Origin of the sequence: Pantoea sp. 1B4, from assembly GCF_016925765.1 — a bacterium.
GTDB classification, from domain to species: domain Bacteria; phylum Pseudomonadota; class Gammaproteobacteria; order Enterobacterales; family Enterobacteriaceae; genus Pantoea; species Pantoea agglomerans.
This window is the reverse complement of the sequence record NZ_JAEUWZ010000001.1, coordinates 618,557-636,985: the sequence shown is the minus strand read 5'-3', so window position 1 is coordinate 636,985 and position 18,429 is coordinate 618,557. Positions and strand designations below refer to the sequence as shown.

At 56.8% G+C, this 18,429-nt stretch carries 14 protein-coding genes and 2 pseudogenes; 9 read left to right on the top strand and 7 right to left on the bottom strand.

The features are described from left to right. The first annotated feature begins 26 nt into the window (after nucleotides 1-26). Nucleotides 27-1,310, top strand: coding sequence for a cystathionine gamma-synthase family protein (locus tag JNO11_RS02900; protein ID WP_022625436.1), 1,284 nt, complete (start codon nucleotides 27-29; stop codon nucleotides 1,308-1,310). On the opposite strand, the gene cueO is transcribed toward JNO11_RS02900, so the two are convergent. After that, on the bottom strand, nucleotides 1,311-2,897 hold the full coding sequence (cueO, locus tag JNO11_RS02895) for a multicopper oxidase CueO (RefSeq protein ID WP_325176913.1): 1,587 nt from the start codon (nucleotides 2,895-2,897) through the stop codon (nucleotides 1,311-1,313). It lies immediately after the preceding gene. Between the two features lie 181 nt (nucleotides 2,898-3,078). On the opposite strand from cueO, the pseudogene JNO11_RS02890 reads away from it, so the two are divergent. The 3 genes and pseudogenes from JNO11_RS02890 to speD all read left to right on the top strand — a co-directional run bounded on the left by JNO11_RS02890 (nucleotide 3,079) and on the right by speD (nucleotide 5,231). Next, a pseudogene (locus JNO11_RS02890) lies at nucleotides 3,079-3,427 on the top strand (YacC family pilotin-like protein). A 102-nt stretch (nucleotides 3,428-3,529) separates the two neighbouring features. Next, nucleotides 3,530-4,393 carry a polyamine aminopropyltransferase gene (gene speE / locus JNO11_RS02885; RefSeq protein WP_010253980.1) on the top strand — a complete coding sequence of 288 codons (864 nt, stop codon included), beginning with the start codon at nucleotides 3,530-3,532 and terminating at the stop codon, nucleotides 4,391-4,393. A gap of 28 nt (nucleotides 4,394-4,421) precedes the next feature. Further along, nucleotides 4,422-5,231 carry an adenosylmethionine decarboxylase gene (gene speD / locus JNO11_RS02880; RefSeq protein ID WP_325176912.1) on the top strand — a complete coding sequence of 270 codons (810 nt, stop codon included), beginning with the start codon at nucleotides 4,422-4,424 and terminating at the stop codon, nucleotides 5,229-5,231. A gap of 248 nt (nucleotides 5,232-5,479) precedes the next feature. Here the strand turns inward: speD and JNO11_RS02875 are convergent, their stop codons facing one another. Genes JNO11_RS02875 through JNO11_RS02865 form a run of 3 tightly spaced genes read right to left on the bottom strand, consistent with a single transcriptional unit; the run spans nucleotide 5,480 to nucleotide 8,483 of the window. After that, nucleotides 5,480-6,244 carry a DeoR/GlpR family DNA-binding transcription regulator gene (locus tag JNO11_RS02875; protein WP_033756597.1) on the bottom strand — a complete coding sequence of 255 codons (765 nt, stop codon included), beginning with the start codon at nucleotides 6,242-6,244 and terminating at the stop codon, nucleotides 5,480-5,482. Nucleotides 6,245-6,250: 6 nt separating this feature from the next. Beyond that, on the bottom strand, nucleotides 6,251-7,231 hold the full coding sequence (locus tag JNO11_RS02870; protein WP_325176911.1) for a D-threonate 4-phosphate dehydrogenase: 981 nt from the start codon (nucleotides 7,229-7,231) through the stop codon (nucleotides 6,251-6,253). Continuing rightward, nucleotides 7,224-8,483 (bottom strand): four-carbon acid sugar kinase family protein, encoded by a 1,260-nt coding sequence (locus tag JNO11_RS02865; RefSeq protein WP_311973407.1) that lies wholly within the window; start codon nucleotides 8,481-8,483, stop codon nucleotides 7,224-7,226. The genes JNO11_RS02870 and JNO11_RS02865 overlap by 8 nt, the downstream gene beginning before the upstream one ends. Before the next feature lie 187 nt (nucleotides 8,484-8,670). Here JNO11_RS02865 and JNO11_RS02860 point away from each other — a divergent pair, with 187 nt between their 5' ends. The 5 genes and pseudogenes from JNO11_RS02860 to JNO11_RS02840 all read left to right on the top strand — a co-directional run bounded on the left by JNO11_RS02860 (nucleotide 8,671) and on the right by JNO11_RS02840 (nucleotide 14,089). Then, nucleotides 8,671-9,819: an iron-containing alcohol dehydrogenase gene (locus JNO11_RS02860; RefSeq protein WP_154209899.1), complete on the top strand. Its 1,149-nt coding sequence runs from the start codon at nucleotides 8,671-8,673 to the stop codon at nucleotides 9,817-9,819. An 11-nt stretch (nucleotides 9,820-9,830) separates the two neighbouring features. After that, nucleotides 9,831-10,715 carry a dihydrodipicolinate synthase family protein gene (locus JNO11_RS02855; RefSeq protein WP_033770977.1) on the top strand — a complete coding sequence of 295 codons (885 nt, stop codon included), beginning with the start codon at nucleotides 9,831-9,833 and terminating at the stop codon, nucleotides 10,713-10,715. 79 nt (nucleotides 10,716-10,794) lie between these two features. Beyond that, nucleotides 10,795-12,210: a sodium:solute symporter family protein gene (locus JNO11_RS02850; RefSeq protein WP_031292876.1), complete on the top strand. Its 1,416-nt coding sequence runs from the start codon at nucleotides 10,795-10,797 to the stop codon at nucleotides 12,208-12,210. 1 nt (nucleotide 12,211) lies between these two features. Next, a pseudogene (locus JNO11_RS02845) lies at nucleotides 12,212-13,409 on the top strand (exo-alpha-sialidase). Between the two features lie 8 nt (nucleotides 13,410-13,417). Further along, a complete protein-coding gene (locus tag JNO11_RS02840; RefSeq protein ID WP_325177639.1) occupies nucleotides 13,418-14,089 on the top strand; it encodes an SDR family oxidoreductase in 672 nt (223 codons plus the stop codon). A gap of 61 nt (nucleotides 14,090-14,150) precedes the next feature. On the opposite strand, the gene yacL is transcribed toward JNO11_RS02840, so the two are convergent. The 3 genes from yacL to JNO11_RS02825 form a co-directional block, all read right to left on the bottom strand. After that, the gene (gene yacL / locus JNO11_RS02835) at nucleotides 14,151-14,528 is read right to left on the bottom strand and encodes a protein YacL (protein ID WP_010253973.1); all 378 of its coding nucleotides are present in this window, start codon (nucleotides 14,526-14,528) and stop codon (nucleotides 14,151-14,153) included. A gap of 190 nt (nucleotides 14,529-14,718) precedes the next feature. Further along, nucleotides 14,719-17,316, bottom strand: a complete 2,598-nt coding sequence (gene acnB, locus JNO11_RS02830) for a bifunctional aconitate hydratase 2/2-methylisocitrate dehydratase (RefSeq protein WP_153020885.1) — start codon at nucleotides 17,314-17,316, stop codon at nucleotides 14,719-14,721. Between the two features lie 553 nt (nucleotides 17,317-17,869). Beyond that, on the bottom strand, nucleotides 17,870-18,379 hold the full coding sequence (locus tag JNO11_RS02825; RefSeq protein ID WP_010253965.1) for a phenolic acid decarboxylase: 510 nt from the start codon (nucleotides 18,377-18,379) through the stop codon (nucleotides 17,870-17,872). Nucleotides 18,380-18,429 lie beyond the last annotated feature (50 nt).

The window sequence follows — 18,429 nt, the reverse complement described above, 5'->3', positions numbered from 1 at the left end:
ACTCGCGCCGCTGGCCGGAGATCACAATGACTTCATCTTCAAGCAAAAAAACGCATATCGGCGACAGGCCGCTGCACCCTGAAACCCAGATGCTGAACTATGGCTATGATCCCCGCCTCTCTGAAGGTGCGGTGAAGCCGCCGGTGTTTCTGACCTCGACCTTTGTCTTTGACAGCGCCGAAGAGGGACGGGATTTCTTTGATTACGTCTCTGGCCGACGTGAGCCGCCGGAAGGCAAATCGGGTGGGCTGGTCTATTCCCGCTTTAACCACCCTAACAGCGAAATTGTAGAAGATCGGCTGGCGGTCTATGAGCAGGCGGAGAGCTGTTCGCTCTTCTCTTCCGGTATGGCCGCCATCTCCACTGCCCTGCTGACGTTTGCCCGTCCGGGCGAGGTGATCCTGCATTCCCAGCCGCTGTATGGCGGCACCGAAACCCTGCTTAGCAAGACGCTGCACAATCTGGACATCAAAGCAGTGGGTTTCAGCGACGGCAATGATGAAGTCAAAGTGCGTGAAGCCGCTCAGCAGGCGATGGCCCAGGGCCGGGTAGCGGTGATCCTGATTGAAACGCCAGCGAATCCCACCAACAGCCTGGTCAATATCCGTCTGATGGCGCGTATCGCTGATGAGATTGATCAGCAGCAGGGTTCACGACCGATTATCGCCTGTGACAACACGCTGCTCGGCCCGCTGTTCCAGCAGCCGCTGACGCTGGGCGCTGATCTGTCGCTCTACTCGCTGACCAAGTATGTTGGCGGTCACTCTGACCTGATTGCAGGCGCGGCGATGGGCAGTAAAGCGCTGATGGCGAAAGTGCGCGCCCTGCGCAGCGCTATCGGCACGCAGCTGGATCCACACTCAAGCTGGATGCTCAGCCGCTCGCTGGAAACGCTGTCGCTACGCATGGAGAAAGCCTGGCAGAATGCGGAAGCGGTCGCGGCGTTTCTGCGCGATCACCCGAAAGTGGCGAAGCTGCACTGGCTGCCCTATCTGGATGCGGAGAGCGCCGAAGGGAAAACTTATCGCGAGCAGTGCAGCGGTGCCGGTTCGACCTTCTCATTTGATATCGTCGGCGATCAGCCCGCTGCGTTCCGTTTTCTTAATGCGCTGTCGCTGTTTAAGCAGGCGGTAAGCCTGGGCGGTACCGAGTCGCTGGCCAGCCATCCTGGCAGCACCACCCACTCCGGCGTGCCGCAGGCGGTGCGTCAGCGTATTGGGATCACTGACGCCACGGTGCGGCTGTCGATTGGCATCGAAAACGCCGGCGACCTGATTGAAGATGTGAAGCTGGCGCTGGATCAGGCGTAATCAGCTGACGGTAAAGCCCAGCATCATGCCGGTGTCTTCATGCTCCAGCAGATGGCAGTGGGCCATGTAAGCGTGTTCTGCGGCGGCGACATAGTTGAAGCGTACCAGCACTTCGCTGCGCCAGCCGTCGACATTCACCATATCTTTCCAGCCCTGCCGGTGCGGGGCTGGCGGTTTGCCGTTTTCTGAAAGAATACGAAACTGGGTGCCGTGAATGTGGAACGGGTGCAGCATCGCGTCGCCTTCACCTGAAATCGTCCACTTCTCGTAATCACCCAGCTTCACCGCAAACGACGGCTTCGTCATATCAAAGGCCTGGCCATTAATCTTATTGCCGTTGCGGAAATCGTAACCGGCGGGCGGCGTATTGCCGTGCATGCTGTGATCCATATTTTCCATTGGTGGCATCGGCTCGGCAGCCGTTTTTTCCGGCATCGTGTGATGACCGCCCTTGCCCATCGCTTTCTCGCCGTAGCGCTGCATCAGCGCCTGCATGCCCTGCTGGTCCAGCTGCGGGTCCATCATCAGCTGCAGCCAGCGTGTCGTCAGGCCGTCTGTTGAGGGTAGCGCTGGCAGCGTCGCCAGCTGATCCGGCAGCGTGGCGCTGGCCATCACCCGCAGCGGCAGGATCTGCACCAGCGGCAGCGGCTGGTCAAACGGCGGCAGCGTCATGCCCATCTGCTCTGTCGGCAGCGTCACCAGATCGAAGCTCTTACCGTCAGAGGTATCGATCATCACCTCAAAACGCTCGCCCGGCAGGATCGACAGCGAGTCGAGCTTTACCGGCTCAGCCAGCAGGCCACCATCGCTGGCGATCACATAGAGCGGTCGGCGATCGCTGGCGGCAACATGCAGCGAACGGGCATTGCAGCCGTTGAGCAGACGCAGACGCAGCCAGCCGCGCGGCACCGCATGCTGCGGATAGTGCATGCCGTTGGTCAGCATCATGTCGCCAAACCAGCCCACCGCGGCGCGCATCACGTCGAGCTGATAATCAATGCGGCTGCCATCTTTGGTCAGTTGCTTATCCTGAAAAATCAGCGGCACATCATCCACACCCCACTGCGAGGGCAATCGCAGCGTTCCGCTCTCTTTATCTTCCAGCAGGATCAGTCCCGCCAGCCCCTGAGCCACCTGATGCCCGGTTTTGCCATGCAGATGCGGGTGATACCAGCAGGTTGCGGCGGGTTGTTCGGGCGTAAAAGAGACCTGACGCGAGCCGCCAGGCGCAATCACTGCCTGCGGGCCGCCATCCACTGCGCCGGGGATTTCCAGCCCGTGCCAGTGCAGTGTGGTCGCTTCGCTGAGCCGGTTATGGATGTTCACCGTCACCGGTTTACCACTCTGCATCTTCAGCACCGGCCCCAGCAGGCTGCCGTTATAGCCCCAGGTCGGCACCGCTTTGCCGTTCCACTGGGTGGTACCCTGCATCGCGGTGAGGCTGTAGCTGCCCCTGGCATCGGGTTCCAGCAGAGACGGAATCGGCAGCAGCGGACGGGTGGCTGCCATCAGCGAACGGCTCCAGAGCGGTAATGCTCCGGCTGCACTCAGTGCGGCAGTGAGTTTCAGGAAATGGCGACGTTGCATGGTGATCATCCTTGTGGCATCAGAGCGCACAGCCTAAACCCTGACCTTATGGGAAGGTCAAGTCTTACCCGTGCGAATCTGACGAAAAAAGGCGGTGCAGCAGCCCACAGCGGCAAATTAATCGAAAACCTGAGAGCAACTGTGCTAACGTCATTAGCAATATCCATTGAAGAGAACGACTATGAAGCAAAGTATCAGGATCCTGCTGCTGACGGGACTCCTTGGCTTCTCCTCCACCAGTTTTGCCCTGAGCGAATCCGAAGCGGAAGATCTGGCCGATCTCACGGCGGTTTTCGTCTATCTGAAAAATGATTGTGGCTATCAGGATTTACCGGACGCGCAGATTCGCAAAGCGCTGGTCTTTTTTTGCTCAGCAGAACCGCTGGGATTTAAGCAACTACAGCAACTACAACATGAAAGCGCTGGGTGAAGATAGCTATCGCGATCTCAGCGGCATCGCCATCACCAACGACAAAAAGTGCAAGTCACTGGCCCGCGATTCGCTGAGCCTGCTGGCCTACGTCAGGTAACGATTCTTCCCTCTGCAGCCGGACATTGACCGTGCAACCACGGTCAGTGTTAGCTATCATATGCCGCCCATCTTCATGGCGATGTCATCAGAGGAGAGCACCATGGCCCACAATGAAACGTGGTATGAAACCCTTCATGCCGGTTTTGGCCAGTATTTCACGGTCGATAAAGAGCTGTACCGTGAGAAGACTGCGCATCAGGATTTAATCATTTTCGAAAATGCCGCGATGGGCCGCGTAATGGCGCTGGACGGCGTCGTTCAGACCACCGAACGCGACGAATTTATCTACCATGAAATGATGACCCACGTTCCGCTGCTGGCGCACGGCGCGGCGAAGAGCGTTCTGATTATCGGTGGCGGTGACGGCGCCATGCTGCGTGAAGTGTCACGTCATCCCGGGATCGAAAAGATTACCATGGTGGAGATCGATGCGGGCGTGGTGACCTTTTGCCGCCAGTATCTGCCGAACCACAGCGCGGGTGCCTATGACGATCCGCGCTTTACGCTGGTGATTGATGACGGGGTGAACTTCGTTAATCAGACGCAGGAAAAGTTTGATGTCATTATCTCCGACTGCACCGATCCGATTGGTCCGGGCGAGAGTCTGTTTACCTCGGAATTTTATGCCGGGTGCAAAGCGGCCCTTAATGAAAATGGCATCTTTGTGGCGCAGAATGGCGTCTGCTTCCTGCAGCAGGATGAGGCCGTTAACAGCCATCGCAAGCTGGGACATTACTTTGCGGACGTCAGTTTCTATCAGGCGGCGATTCCGACCTACTACGGCGGCATTATGACCTTTGCCTGGGCGAGTGATAATCCGGCGCTGCGCCAGCTCGACACCGCGACCTTAAAGGCGCGTTTCGAGGCCGCTGGCCTGACCTGCCGTTATTACACGCCAGCAATCCATACCGGCAGCTTTGCCCTGCCGCAATATCTGTTGAATGCGTTATCTGCCGCGTGCTGATAGTGCATTTCTAAGGGGGTGAACGAAATTGCAAAAGCTAAAACTACATGGCTTCAACAACCTGACGAAAAGCCTGAGTTTTTGTATTTACGATATTTGCTATGCGAATACTGAAGCTGAACGCGATGGTTACATCGCCTACATTGACGAACAATATAACGCTAACCGTCTGACGGAAATCCTGACCGAGACCTGCTCCATTATCGGGGCTAACGTGCTCAACATTGCGCGCCAGGATTATGAGCCGCAGGGGGCCAGCGTCACGATTCTGGTCAGCGAAGAGCCGATCGATCCGAAAGATATCGATAACTCAGAGCACCCCGGTCCGCTGCCCAACTCGGTGGTGGCTCATCTCGATAAAAGTCATATCTGCGTGCACACCTATCCGGAGAGCCATCCGGCAGGCGGTCTGTGCACCTTCCGTGCAGACATTGAAGTCTCAACCTGTGGCGTCATTTCGCCCCTGAAAGCGCTGAACTATCTGATCCACCAGCTGGAGTCCGATATTGTCACCGTCGATTACCGGGTGCGCGGTTTTACCCGTGACGTGAAAGGGATGAAGCACTTCATCGATCACGAGATCAATTCGATTCAGAACTTCATGTCTGAAGATATGAAAGCGATGTATGACATGGTGGATGTGAATGTCTATCAGGAAAACATCTTTCATACCAAGATGTTGCTGAAAGAGTTCGACCTTAAACACTACCTGTTTAACACCCGCCCGGAAGATCTCACTCCGCAGGAGCACAAGCGCATTACCGATCTGCTCTGGAAAGAGATGCGCGAGATCTACTACGGCAGAAATATCCCCTCAGTGGGCCTGAAGCCCCTCTGATTATCAGGCGCGCAGCGTTATAGCTCATAACCTGCGCGTCTCCTTCCCTCTTGTTCCCCCTGCTTTTTCATCACGGCAACTGCCTGACTGAGGTTTGAACGGGTTTCGGTGGACACACCCGCGACTACGCGCGAAGAGAATGATGCGTACGCGCGTTAACGGCGCGTTTTAACGGCGAGAGATAAAGATAAACGCGCGGTGCTGCTCTCGTCCTGCTGATCAGGTCAGAGCAACATGGCGCGTTCTGTTCATGCGGAGGTCAGCGCCAGCGTAATCCCGCGCTCGCGCAGCGTGCGGCAGACAGCCTCATCTAACCGGCTATCGGTCACCACATCCGTCAGGTCATCCACCGGAGAAGCGCAGAATAGCGACCAGGAGCCATATTTACTGCTGTCCGCCAGCAAGACCCGGCGAGCCGCATTGGCCAGAAGATCGTGTTTCAGCCCCGCTTTCTCCTCAGTCGGCGTGGTAATGCCGCGCTCAAGGCTCCAGGAGTTACAACTGACAAAGGCGATATCGGGATTGATGCTGCGCAGCAACCGCCGTCCATGTTCGCCCACACAGGACTGACTGGAGTCGTCGATACGTCCGCCGATAATCGTCACTTCGATCTGCTTAAACTCAGACAAAAACAGTGCAATGTGCAGATCGGCAGTGATCACCCGCAGCGGCAGATGCGTGAGCTGCCGCGCCAGCTCCAGCATAGTGGTGCCCGCATCCAGCACGACCGCATCGCCCGCCCGGACAAAGCTGGCGGCACATTCTGCAATCGCCTGCTTCTCGGCCAGGTTACGCTGCATCTTCTCCAGCGTGGTCGGCTGGGCAGGAATAAAACGATTCAGGGTAACGCCGCCATGACTGCGGCTGATCACGCCCTCTTTATCCAGCTTAATCAAATCACGGCGAATCGTGGCGGGTGAGGCGGAAATCGCACTGACCAGTTGCTCAACAGTCACCAGATTATGGCTTTTCAGGTAATCCATAATCTGGTCAAGACGGCTCTGTCCCTTCATATATCCCTATGCGAGCTGCATCGCGAGTTTAATAGAGATCGCCATGCTGTCAGACTTCGCTTTACCTGTCCAGGCGATATCAAATGCGGTGCCATGGTCAGCAGAGGTACGGATAAACGGCAGGCCTGCGGTGATGTTGACGCCATCATAAAAGCCCAGCAGTTTAAGCGGAATATGCCCCTGATCGTGGTACATCGCGACCACCATGTCATACCGTCCATCCTGGCACTGCAGGAACACCGTGTCCGGCGGACAAGGCCCGTAGACATCAATCCCCTGCGCTTTCATCGCCTCAATAGCGGGTGCCACGGTGGTGATCTCCTCATCGCCAAACAGGCCGTTCTCTCCGGCGTGCGGATTAACGCCCGCTACGGCGATACGCGGGGCGCTGTAACCGACACGACGCAGGAAAGTGTCCGCCATACCAATCACGGTTTTGATGCGCGTCTGGTTCAGCGTGTCCAGGAACTTCCGCAGCGCAATGTGGGTCGTGACATGAATCACTTTCAGCTTATCGGTGTAGAGGACCATGGCGTAATCTTTGGTCCCGGTAAGATGCGCCAGCAGTTCGGTGTGACCAGGATAGAGATGGCCCGCCGCATGCAGCGCCTCTTTGTTCAGCGGCGCGGTGGCAATGGCATGCACGTCGCCCGCCAGTGCCAGCTCTGTAGCACGCTTCACGCAACGCCACGCCAGATCTCCCGCCTCTTTCTGCACCACGCCAGGTTTCAGCGCGTCGGGATCGGCCAGGGGCTCATCGATGACGTTGATGATGCCGGGCGCAAACCGCGCATCCTGCACCCGGTCCAGCACCCGCAGCTCGGCCTGTGGCGTAATGTTCATCGCCATAATGCGGCACAGCGTACTGGCACAGCCAATCACCACCGCCGGGATGCCATTCAGCTCACCTTCAGAGAGTGACTTAATGATGATTTCCGGACTGATGCCCGCCGGATCGCCCATGGTGATCGCAATAATTTTACTCACTCGACTTCTCCTCAATAAAACCAATGGCTGCTACCAGGGTATTTTCATCACCAAAGCCACCCGCTTTGGTCATCACCGGCAGAGTAAATTCACTGTTAAGCAGAACCCCGTGCGGCACACAGCCCGCCACCAGACCCTGAATTTTAAAGCCGCTGGCCCCCAGTGCCTGGGCAACGGCAATCGCCACGTCGCCTCCCGACAGATAGAGCGCATGCGGCAGCTGTGTCCGGCACAGGCTGTGAGTCATTTCGCCCAGCAACAGACTGATCGCTTCGCCCAGCTGCTGGCGGGTCACGCTGTGCTGCTGGCTGAGATGCTCAATGTCGTGACGCTGGGATTCATGCTGGCAGGTGCGGATCACCGTATGGCGACCGGCACGCAGTGCGGCGGCAGCCTGTTCGATCCAGCGATCCCGGTCAGGCCAGGCGGGCTGCTGAAACAGCTGACGGATATCGACATCCACGATCTCAACTGCCCGCTGGTTAAGCAGCGTGGCGATCTGCTGCTGCGCGCTGCTGCTCATCGATCCCACTACCGCCAGCACGGGCCGCGACGGGCGAACAGAGAGCGCTGCGCCCAGCGCATCGCTTAACCCGGCTGCTCCCACCAGCAGCGGCTTCTCTGTCAGCCGCGCCGCAGCGATTATCAGTCGCGCCAGATCGGCTTCATTTTCGGCATCCACCACCACCACGCCGTGCGCCGCCGCTAACACCGCATCAAGCCGATCGCTGCGCAGCGTCGGGAGATCGATCTCCGTGCCGTCGATCTGCATCTGATCGAGTACGCGGGCGCTGAGGATCGGGGTTTTAGGATCGCTGGCAAATTCGGTGTCTGTCAGTAACCGCTGATTGACCCACACTTTACCTTCGCGTGTGGTGCGGCCCAGACGTGGCACAGCCGGCGCAACCAGCGCCAGCCTTTTGCCGCTGGCCCGCAGCGCAGCCGCGGTTTCAGCACCGACGTTGCCGCGCAGCGTGGAGTCGATCTTTTTAAACAGCCAGCCCTGCTGAAGCTGTGCGGCGAAGTGCTGCACCACCTGAGCCACGCGCTCTGCGGCCTGGCTGGCGCTGACTGCCCGACTGTCGGTGCTGATAACCAGCACATCCGCAGCGTCCTCTGGCAACGGCGCCTCAGTGCCAAACAGCACATGTACGCGGGCGCCAGCCTGTGCCAGTCCGCTACCCGCATCGTTGGCACCGGTAAAGTCATCGGCGATGACCAGCACCGGGGTTTTCCATAATGATGAGCCCATCCTCACTCCTGTCAGGCGATTGCCGCTGCATTTGATTATATTCAATCATGATTGATTATATGTGAGCAAGTTCAAATTAATCGAAATCGATATGCCTTATAAAATTAGCCACAGAGAGTGACTGACTTCGCATTGCGCTGAGCAAGATTAATCATCTGCTCAGCCAGGACAGAAATAAGGGTATGAAATGAACATTAACAGCACGGTGATTAGCGGTTATCAGGCGTTAAACGACATGCGCTATCTGCTGAAGGGGATATCGACAGCAGTCGTGGTCACTGACCGGAACATTGAGGCTATTCCGGCAGTGCAGGCGCTGATGGGTCAACTTCGGGATCAGATTCCGGGTATCAGCGTGGTCAACAGCGTCCCGCCTGAACCAAGCCAGCATGATGTGGCAGCGATTATCGCGACGCTCTCCCGGCCCCAGGTCGATATGGTGATTGGCATCGGCGGCGGCAGCGTGCTGGATGTGGCGAAGCTGCTCTCAGTGCTGTGCATCGACGCCGCGCCTTCGCTGGACGCCCTGCTGGCAGGCGAAAAACCGCAGCGCCGTACCCGTTCAATACTGATCCCTACCACCGCAGGCACGGGTTCTGAAGCGACGCCCAATGCGATCCTGGCGATCCCGGAGAAAGAGACCAAAGTCGGCATTATTTCACCGGTGATGCTACCCGATGTGGTGGCCCTGGTGCCGGAACTGACCACCAGCATGCCGGCCCACATCGCCTCTTCAACCGGTATTGACGCCCTCTGCCATCTGATTGAGTGCTTTACCGCCAATGTCGCCAACCCGGTCAGCGACAACTATGCGCTGACTGGGATGAAGAAACTGTTCGCTAATCTCGAAACCACCCTGCGCGAGCCAGAAAATTTGCAGGCACGCCTGGAGATGCTCTGGGCTTCTTATTATGGCGGTGCATCGATTGCCCATGCCGGGACACATCTGGTGCATGCCCTCTCTTACCCGCTCGGCGGCAGATATCATCTGCCACACGGCGTCGCCAACGCCATCCTGCTGGCTCCCTGCATGCGCTTTGTCCGTCCGGCGGCGGTGAGCAAATTCGCTCAGGTCTATGATCTGCTGCCCGACGCCGACGTCCGTTTAAGCGATGAAGAGAAATCACACGCGCTGGTCGACTACTTCACCGCGCTGGTGGCGCGGCTGCAGCTGCCTGCCAGCCTGGAAGCACTGGGCATCAGCCCGGATCAACTGCCCTGGTTAGTGGAAGCCGCGCTCAACGTCCAGCGTCTGATGAACAACGTGCCGATGGCGGTCACCGCCGACGATGTGCGCGCCGTCTACCTGACGCTTTTCCCTTCCTGCCAGGCGTAATGAGGATTGTCATGAATAAGAAAATAAACGGCGTACTGACCGCCATCGTCACCACTTTTGACCGGGAAGGTGCCTTTGATCCGGAGAGGCAGCGCGAACAGGTCAGACGCCAGATCAACGCCGGTAACGGCATCTTCTGTGGCGGAACCAACGGCGAATTCTTTGTGCTGAACGAGCAGGAGAAGATCGCGGTTACCACCACCTGCGTCGATGAAGTTAACGGCCGGGCATCGGTGGTGGCGCATATCGGGGAGATTTCGACCCGTGAAACTATCCGGCTCGGCAAACAGATTGCCCGCCTTGGCGTAGATGCTGTTTCCGCGATCACGCCGTGGTTTGTTCCGCTTAAGCAGCAGGAGCTGATCGACCACTATCAGCGCGTGGCTGATGCGCTTACGGTGCCGCTGTTCCTCTACAACATCCCGGCGCGTACCGGCAATACCTTGCAGCCAGAGACCGTTCGTACGCTGGCCGCGCACCCGAACATCATCGGCATTAAAGATTCAGCAGGCAGCTATGAAAGTCTGAGCGGCTTTCTGCAGGCTACCGCCGACTGTCAGGACTTTGCTGTGCTGAACGGCCCGGATTCGCTGATCCACCAGGGGTTCGTGGATGGCTGCTCCGCCTCAATTTCCGGGCTGGCAAACGTGGCACCGGAGGCGATTAACGCCATCTGGGCGCGCTTCCATGCGGGCGATATTGCCGGTTCGCATCAGGCACAGGAGAACGTCACCGGCCTGCGCACCGCACTGTACAGCATCGGTTTCTCACCGGCCGCCGTGAAAAAAGCGGTCAGCCTGCAGGGCTTTGAGGTGGGTGAAAGCCGCTATGCGGTGCAGTTCAGCGCCGAAGAGCAGCAGCAGATCCGTCAAATCGTGAACCACTACCTGCAATAACGTCCATCACCTTTGCACCCTACCGGTCAGATGAGAACGAACCTGCTGGTCGCCATCTGCCAGAACAATCGAGGTCATGATGAAAGCATTTTCAACTGAGAGCACCTTACTGATCGTCGGCATGGTGGTCGCCTATATCCTGTTCACCACCTGGCTCACCTGGCGGCTGCGCAGTAAAACTAGCGGCGACTTTATGGAAGGCTCGCGCGCCATGCCTGCTTTTATCGTCGGCATTATGCTGATGTCTGAATATATCGGGGCAAAATCCACCATCGGCACCGCGCAGGCGGCCTTTGAAGATGGCTTCGCCGCCTCATGGTCGGTAATTGGCGCGGCAATTGGCTTCCCGCTGTTTGGCCTGATACTGGTCAAACGCATCTACAACACCGGAAAGATCACTATTTCCGGTGCTATCGCCGAGAAATATGGCAGTTCGACCAAAAATATTATTTCGCTGATCATGATCTATGCGCTGTTGCTGGTGAACGTCGGTAACTACATCAGCGGCGCGGCGGCGATCTCCACCGTACTCAAGATCGACCTGACCCAGGCGGCTTTTATCACTGCGGTGGTCAGCACCTTCTACTTTGCATTTGGCGGCATGAAAGGCGTGGCCTGGGTCACGCTGCTGCACAGCGCCATCAAGTATATGGGGATCCTGATTATCCTCTATGTGGCGCTGAAGATGACCGGCGGCGTCGCCCCGATGATGGAAAAAATGCCGGCGTTCTACTGGACATGGGATGGTCACGTCGGTGCCAGTACCATTGTGGCCTGGCTGATCGGGACCGTAGGTTCGATCTTCTGTACCCAGTTTGTGATTCAGGCGATCTCCTCCACCAAAGATGTGAAGTCAGCGAAGCGCGCCACCTGGGTCGCCTTCTTCTTCTGCCTGCCGATTGGTCTGGCGATGGCGCTGATTGGCGTGGCAGCGAAGTTTGCTCACCCGGATATCAAGAGCCTCTATGCGCTGCCGGTGTTTCTGCAGGATATGTCACCGTGGCTGGCGGGCATTGTCACCACCTCGCTGGTGGCCTCGATTTTCGTCAGCGTCGGTACCGTGGCGCTGGCCATCGCCTCGCTGGTGGTGAAAGACTTTTACGTGCCTTATCGTAATCCTACGCCAGAGCGCGAATTTAAAATGACACGCTGGATCTCGATTGGCATCGGCTTCTTCCCGCTGCTGTTTGTTCTGTTCTTCCCGGAAGTGCTGAAGCTCTCGTTCTTTACCCGTGCGATTCGTCTGTCGATTACCGTTGTGGCGATCATGGCGTTCTACCTGCCGTGGTTTAAGAGCACACGCGGCGCCAATGCCGGTCTGATTGGCGCCTGCGTTGTCACTTCCGTCTGGTTCCTGATGGGTAACCCGTTTGGTATCGACAATATGTACGTGGCGCTGATCACCCCGGCAATTATTATGGTGATTGACCGCTGTATCCCATCACGCCAGTCTCAGCCTCAATCGCAACACAATGCACAAAACAGTGGAGCCTAAAATGACTCAGGAAACCGTCACCGCAGAACGCACCGGCCTGCTTTCGCCTCACCCGCAGGATAGCGCGCAGCAGGTTGCGATGCTGCCCTCCTCCTGCCCGCAAAACCACGCGGCTAACCTGCTGCCGCTGCCCGATGGCGATCTGCTTTGCGTCTGGTTTGGCGGCACGCAGGAAGGGATTGCCGATATCTCTGTCTGGTGTTCACGGCTGCGAAAAGGCAGCGATCGCTGGAGTGAAGCACAAAAACTCTCTGACGATCCGGGCCGTTCAGAACAGAATCCGGTGCTGTTTCTCGATCCCGACCAGGTACTGTGGCTGCTGTGGACGGCGCAGAAATCGGGCAATCAGGACACCGCGATTGTTCGCTATCGCCAGTCTCACGATCTGGGCCAGAGCTGGGGGGGAGATCAAAACGCTGCTGGATAAGCCTGGCACCTTTATTCGCCAGCCGATTGTGGTGCTGCCCAACGGTAACTGGTTGCTGCCGGTGTTTTACTGCCTGACGCAGCCTGGCGAAAAGTGGGTCGGCAGCTATGACGTGAGCGCGGTAAAAATCTCAGAAGATAAAGGCCAGAGCTGGCGCGACGTCAGCGTGCCTGACAGCACCGGCTGCGTCCATATGAACGTAACCCTGCTGGATGATGGCTCGCTGCTGGCGCTCTACCGCAGCCGCTGGGCCGACCACATCTATCAGAGCCGCTCACTTGATCAGGGTGAAAGCTGGAGCGCGCCACAGCCGTTGTCGCTGCCCAACAATAACTCCTCAATTCAGGTCACGACGCTGCGCAATGGTCATCTGGCGCTGGTGTTCAATGCCATGAGCGCCGAAGGTGCCAGCGAACGCCGGTTGTCGCTGTATGACGAAATTGAAGATGATGAAGAGGAAAGTGATGTTGCCGTCGCCGCTGAGCCGGTGATGCACAGTGGTCGCACCGCTTTCTGGGGTGCGCCACGTGCGCCGATGACGCTGGCTATCTCCACGGATGGCGGTAAAAGCTGGCCGCTGCAGCGCAATCTGGACGAGGGCGATGGCTACTGCATGACCAATAACTCCCAGCAGAAATTAAACCGTGAGTTCTCCTATCCCAGCATTAAACAGGGCCTGGATGGCGAACTGCATATCGCCTATACCTGGTATCGCCAGGCGATTAAATATGTGCGGGTCGCGGAGTCATGGGTGAAGGGAGGTGATGCGTGATTGAACGGATGGCGCTGGTGACCGGGGCCAGCTCCGGTATCGGTCAGGCGATTGCTGACCGTTTACTCGATGAGGGCTGGCAGGTTATCGGCCTGAGCCGCTCGGCGATAAGCCGGGCAGAAGCGGGCTGGCAGAGTCATCAGATCGATATCAGTGACAGCGCCGCACTGCAGGCTTTACTGGACGCGCTACCGGTGCCGCAGGCGGTGATCCATGCAGCCGGTATGATGCAGGCCGCGCCGCTTGGGGAGCTGGATCTGAGTGCCAGTACACGCTTATGGCAACTGCACGTTGCCGCTGCTGAGCAGCTGGCGAATCATTTTGCACCGCGGATGCGTGTGGGCGGCAGAATTGTGCTGCTGGGCAGCCGGACATCAGGCGGGGCGGCGGGCCGCAGTCAGTATGTCGCCACCAAATCGGCGATGATCAGTATGGTGCGCAGCTGGGCGGCGGAACTTGCTCCGCGCGGCATTACCGCCAATATTGTGGCGCCAGGCGCCACCGAAACGCCGATGCTGCAACAGCCGGGCCGTGCCAGTTCACCGCCCCGTCTGCCACCCATTGGCCGCTATATTCAGCCGCAGGAAGTGGCCGGACTGGTCGATTTCCTGCTCTCCCCTGCGGCGGCGGCGATCACCGGCCAGCAGCTGGTAATGTGCGGTGGTGCATCACTGAGTTAGTTAACAGGCCGGGCTGCTGAGTTGGCCCGGCCTTATAACCGTAAAGGATTGCCTTACTGTCTTACCGTACGGGTTTGCCGTACTGGTTCATAAACTGGCGATAAGCAGCGATCACCAGTTGAAAATCTTCAATGCCGCAGAATGAGAGGCTCTCTTCGTCATAGTAGTTCATCCCCTCTTCCATACCGTCATCTTCCAGAGCCAGCAGGTTGGCGCGGATCATCACCTCCTCTTCATCCAGCAGAATGGTGTACTCGCTGCCGATCCGCTGCCACTGACGTACGCTGCCTTTGACATCTTCAATGGCGGCTTCAACTTCATCCAGCAATCCCGGATCGTTTTTGACCTCTTCGTTGAACCAGTGGCCGACCGCTTCATGATCCATCGACATGCGAACCTTAATCTGTCCGGTCACATCGCGTAAAAATTCATATTCCATCGCCCGTTCCTCTCAACGTCGTCGTCTCACCTGGTAAGTGTCCGTGCTGCTCTCGCGGCAAAGTGTGACACGTCGCGCATTATTACAGGCTGTCTGCCGAAAGCCAGCTTTTGATCGTCTCTCTACCCCATGCTGAGACGAAAAAAAGGGGCGAATCATCGCCCCTTATTCATGCCTGCAAGGTGAAGAATCAGACCGCGGTCTGGAAAATCACACCATCAGCTTTGTCGGTGTACTGCGTCAGCTGGTCGAAGTTGAGATAGCGATACGTGTCGCTGGCCGTTTTATCGACCTGCGCCATGAATTGCTGATACTCATCCGGCGTTGGCAGTTTGCCAAGCAGAGACGCGACCGCAGCCAGCTCCGCTGACGCCAGGTAGACGTTAGCGCCGTTACCCAGACGGTTCGGGAAGTTACGGGTCGAAGTCGAGACCACCGTCGAACCATCTGCAACACGTGCCTGGTTACCCATGCAGAGTGAACAGCCCGGGATCTCGATACGCGCACCGCTTTTGCCGAATACGCTGTAGTAGCCTTCTTCGGTCAGCTGTGCCGCATCCATCTTGGTTGGCGGTGCCACCCACAGACGGGTTGGCAGCTGGCCTTTGTGACTATCCAGCAGTTTACCCGCAGCACGGAAGTGACCAATGTTGGTCATGCATGATCCGATAAACACTTCGTCGATCTTCTCACCCTGAACGTCAGAGAGCAGACGTGCATCGTCCGGATCGTTTGGCGCACAGAGGATTGGCTCTTTGATTTCAGCCAGATCGATTTCGATCACCGCGGCATATTCAGCATCGGCATCCGGCTCAAGCAACTGAGGATCGGCCAGCCATTTCTCCATACCTTCAATGCGACGCTCCAGCGTACGACGATCGCCGTAGCCTTCTGCGATCATCCACTTCAGCAGCACGATGTTAGAGCTGAGGTATTCGATAATCGGCGCTTTATCCAGCTTGATGGTACAGCCCGCAGCGGAACGTTCTGCTGACGCATCGGACAGCTCAAACGCCTGCTCAACTTTCAGATCCGGCAGACCTTCAATCTCCAGGATGCGACCAGAGAAGATGTTTTTCTTACCTTTCTTCTCAACGGTCAGCAGACCCTGTTTGATGGCATACAGCGGAATGGCGTGAACCAGATCGCGCAGGGTAATGCCCGGCTCCATCTTACCTTTGAAGCGCACCAGAACCGATTCCGGCATGTCGAGCGGCATTACGCCAGTCGCGGCGGCAAACGCCACCAGGCCTGAACCCGCCGGGAAAGAGATGCCGATAGGGAAACGGGTGTGCGAGTCACCACCGGTACCGACGGTATCCGGCAGCAGCATACGGTTCAGCCAGCTGTGGATAATGCCGTCACCCGGACGCAGTGACACACCACCGCGGTTCATGATGAAGTCTGGCAGCGTATGGTGCGTGCTCACATCCACCGGCTTCGGATACGCGGCGGTGTGACAGAACGACTGCATCACCAGATCGGTCGAGAAGCCCAGGCAAGCCAGATCTTTCAGCTCGTCACGGGTCATCGGGCCGGTGGTATCCTGCGAGCCAACCGAGGTCATCTTAGGTTCGCAATAGGCACCCGGACGAACGCCGGTCACGCCACAGGCGCGGCCAACCATTTTCTGCGCCAGCGAGAAACCACGGGTGCTCTCCGCGACATCTTTCGCCTGACGGAATACGGTGCTGTGCGGCAGACCCAGCGACTCGCGCGCTTTGGTGGTCAGACCGCGACCGATGATCAGTGGAATACGGCCACCGGCGCGCACTTCGTCAATCACTACTTCGGTTTTGAGCTCGAAGCTGGCCAGCAGCTCATTGGTTTCGTGGTTGCGGACTTCGCCTTTGAATGGATAGATGTCGATCACATCGCCCATGTTCAGGTTATTTACGTCCACTTCAATGGGCAGTGCGCCCGCATCTTCCATGGTGTTGAAGAAGATGGGTGCAATTTTGCTGCCCAGCACCACGCCGCCGCCTTTTTTATTTGGCACGTTCGGGATGTCGTCGCCCATAAACCACAGCACCGAGTTGGTGGCGGATTTACGTGAAGAACCGGTTCCGACAACATCACCGACATACGCCAGTGGGAAGCCTTTGGTCTTCAAAGCTTCGATCTGTTTGATCGGGCCGATATTGCCCACTTCATCAGGCTCAATGCCTTCACGGGCATTTTTCAGCATCGCCAGGGCGTGCAGAGGAATGTCTGGACGTGACCAGGCATCCTGGGCCGGAGAGAGATCGTCGGTGTTGGTTTCGCCAGTGACTTTAAACACGGTAACCGTGATCTTCTCTGCCAGTTCAGGCCGTGACAGATACCATTCCGCATCTGCCCAGGATTGCATCACCTGCTTCGCGTATTCATTACCCGCTTTCGCTTTCTCTTCGACATCATAGAAGTTGTCGAACATCAGCAGCGTGTGTGAAAGGGCTTTCGCGGCAATCGGAGCCAGTTTGCTATCGTCCAGCGCCTCAATCAGCGGATGAATATTGTAACCGCCCTGCATGGTGCCAAGCAGTTCAACCGCTTTTTCAGGAGATATCAGAGGAGAGGTTGCTTCGCCTTTGGCGACAGCCGCCAGGAAACCGGCTTTGACATACGCCGCTTCATCGACGCCAGGTGGGACGCGGTTGACCAATAAATCGATCAAAAATTCTTCTTCACCCGCAGGTGGATTTTTTAGCAGTTCAACCAGCGCGGCCATTTGGGAAGCCTCTAAAGGCTTAGGTACAATTCCCTGGGCAGCACGCTCGGCAACGTGCTTACGGTATTCTTCTAGCACGACGTTATCCTCGCTCTCATTATGTAGGGCTTTCCGACCACCTTGCTCACTTATGGAGAACAATCTTCCCTTTCTCGTCCAGGTTGAGGTGCCCGGTTTCGCGGAGGGCAGAATAGCAGTATTTCGTCTGTTTGTTAATCTGTTTACAAAAATACAACATAATCCACTACGGCCATTCTGCCCGCTTCACTTCCCGCATCAGCCAGCTGAGTCGGCTGAATAGGTCTCTTTGCAGCGTACCGCATTCCGCACAAATGGCTGCAGATTTATGTCAGCTTTGCCGTGGCTTTAGCGAAGTGATTCAGGGAAATAGATAACTGGCAGGAATAGAAGCCGGCGTGTTTATGGGTTACAGCAGAGGTGAGCTCAGGAGGATAACAACACCAGGCCGGAAATCAGCCTGATGCAACTGACACCGAATCCGTCCTGCTGATTACTACTGATAAAACCCTGGTCGGTAAATCTCTTTTTCATCCTCGCAAGTTACACGTCAGAAGCTACAAAACATAAGCTGTTATTCAGAAGAGGTCGTTATGACCTCTTCTGTGCATGCTTAATTTTTCAGATTTTCCGGAAAATTGGCGGGCAACTGGTCAGGCGGACAGTCGATCACGCTTTCGTTATTTTCGCCCACATCACGGATTACGGTCAGCGTCGCGAACTCATCAATCACTTCGGTTGGATAAGCCGGACCCGCTTCGCGGAATTTTGCCATCTCTTCCAGATGATCATTCTGGAAGCAGACGGTTTTTTCCGGATTATTCATTACCCAGCGTGGGAAGAAGATGGTGCCGTGGAAAATTTTATCAGCCAGATTAACGGCCAGGCTGACATCGGTACCGGTTGGTTCAGTCCAGGAAACTTTATAGACATCCTGCGCCAGACGAACGACATAGACATGCTGATTTTTAACCCAGCGATTACCGACCATACCGCTGTGAATGCGATAGTCGATGGTGCTGGCATTTTTAATGTAGAGCTCGTAATTCCAGCCGTTGTCATAGGTGTAAACCAGATGTTTGCCGACGATGCCAGACAGGTCATGTTTATCGAAAGTGCTCATGGTTAATTCCTCATTTGTTTTCCTTGAGGAGATTATTGCGCGTTACAAAA

Coding starts and splice junctions, on each gene's coding strand:
- JNO11_RS02825 (WP_010253965.1), bottom strand. CDS start 18,379: ATGAGCACTTTCGATAAACATGACCTGTCTGGCATCGTCGGCAAACAT.
- JNO11_RS02900 (WP_022625436.1), top strand. CDS start 27: ATGACTTCATCTTCAAGCAAAAAAACGCATATCGGCGACAGGCCGCTG.
- cueO (WP_325176913.1), bottom strand. CDS start 2,897: ATGCAACGTCGCCATTTCCTGAAACTCACTGCCGCACTGAGTGCAGCC.
- JNO11_RS02865 (WP_311973407.1), bottom strand. CDS start 8,483: ATGGGCTCATCATTATGGAAAACCCCGGTGCTGGTCATCGCCGATGAC.
- JNO11_RS02840 (WP_325177639.1), top strand. CDS start 13,418: ATGGCGCTGGTGACCGGGGCCAGCTCCGGTATCGGTCAGGCGATTGCT.
- JNO11_RS02875 (WP_033756597.1), bottom strand. CDS start 6,244: ATGAAGGGACAGAGCCGTCTTGACCAGATTATGGATTACCTGAAAAGC.
- JNO11_RS02855 (WP_033770977.1), top strand. CDS start 9,831: ATGAATAAGAAAATAAACGGCGTACTGACCGCCATCGTCACCACTTTT.
- yacL (WP_010253973.1), bottom strand. CDS start 14,528: ATGGAATATGAATTTTTACGCGATGTGACCGGACAGATTAAGGTTCGC.
- JNO11_RS02850 (WP_031292876.1), top strand. CDS start 10,795: ATGAAAGCATTTTCAACTGAGAGCACCTTACTGATCGTCGGCATGGTG.
- JNO11_RS02860 (WP_154209899.1), top strand. CDS start 8,671: ATGAACATTAACAGCACGGTGATTAGCGGTTATCAGGCGTTAAACGAC.
- speE (WP_010253980.1), top strand. CDS start 3,530: ATGGCCCACAATGAAACGTGGTATGAAACCCTTCATGCCGGTTTTGGC.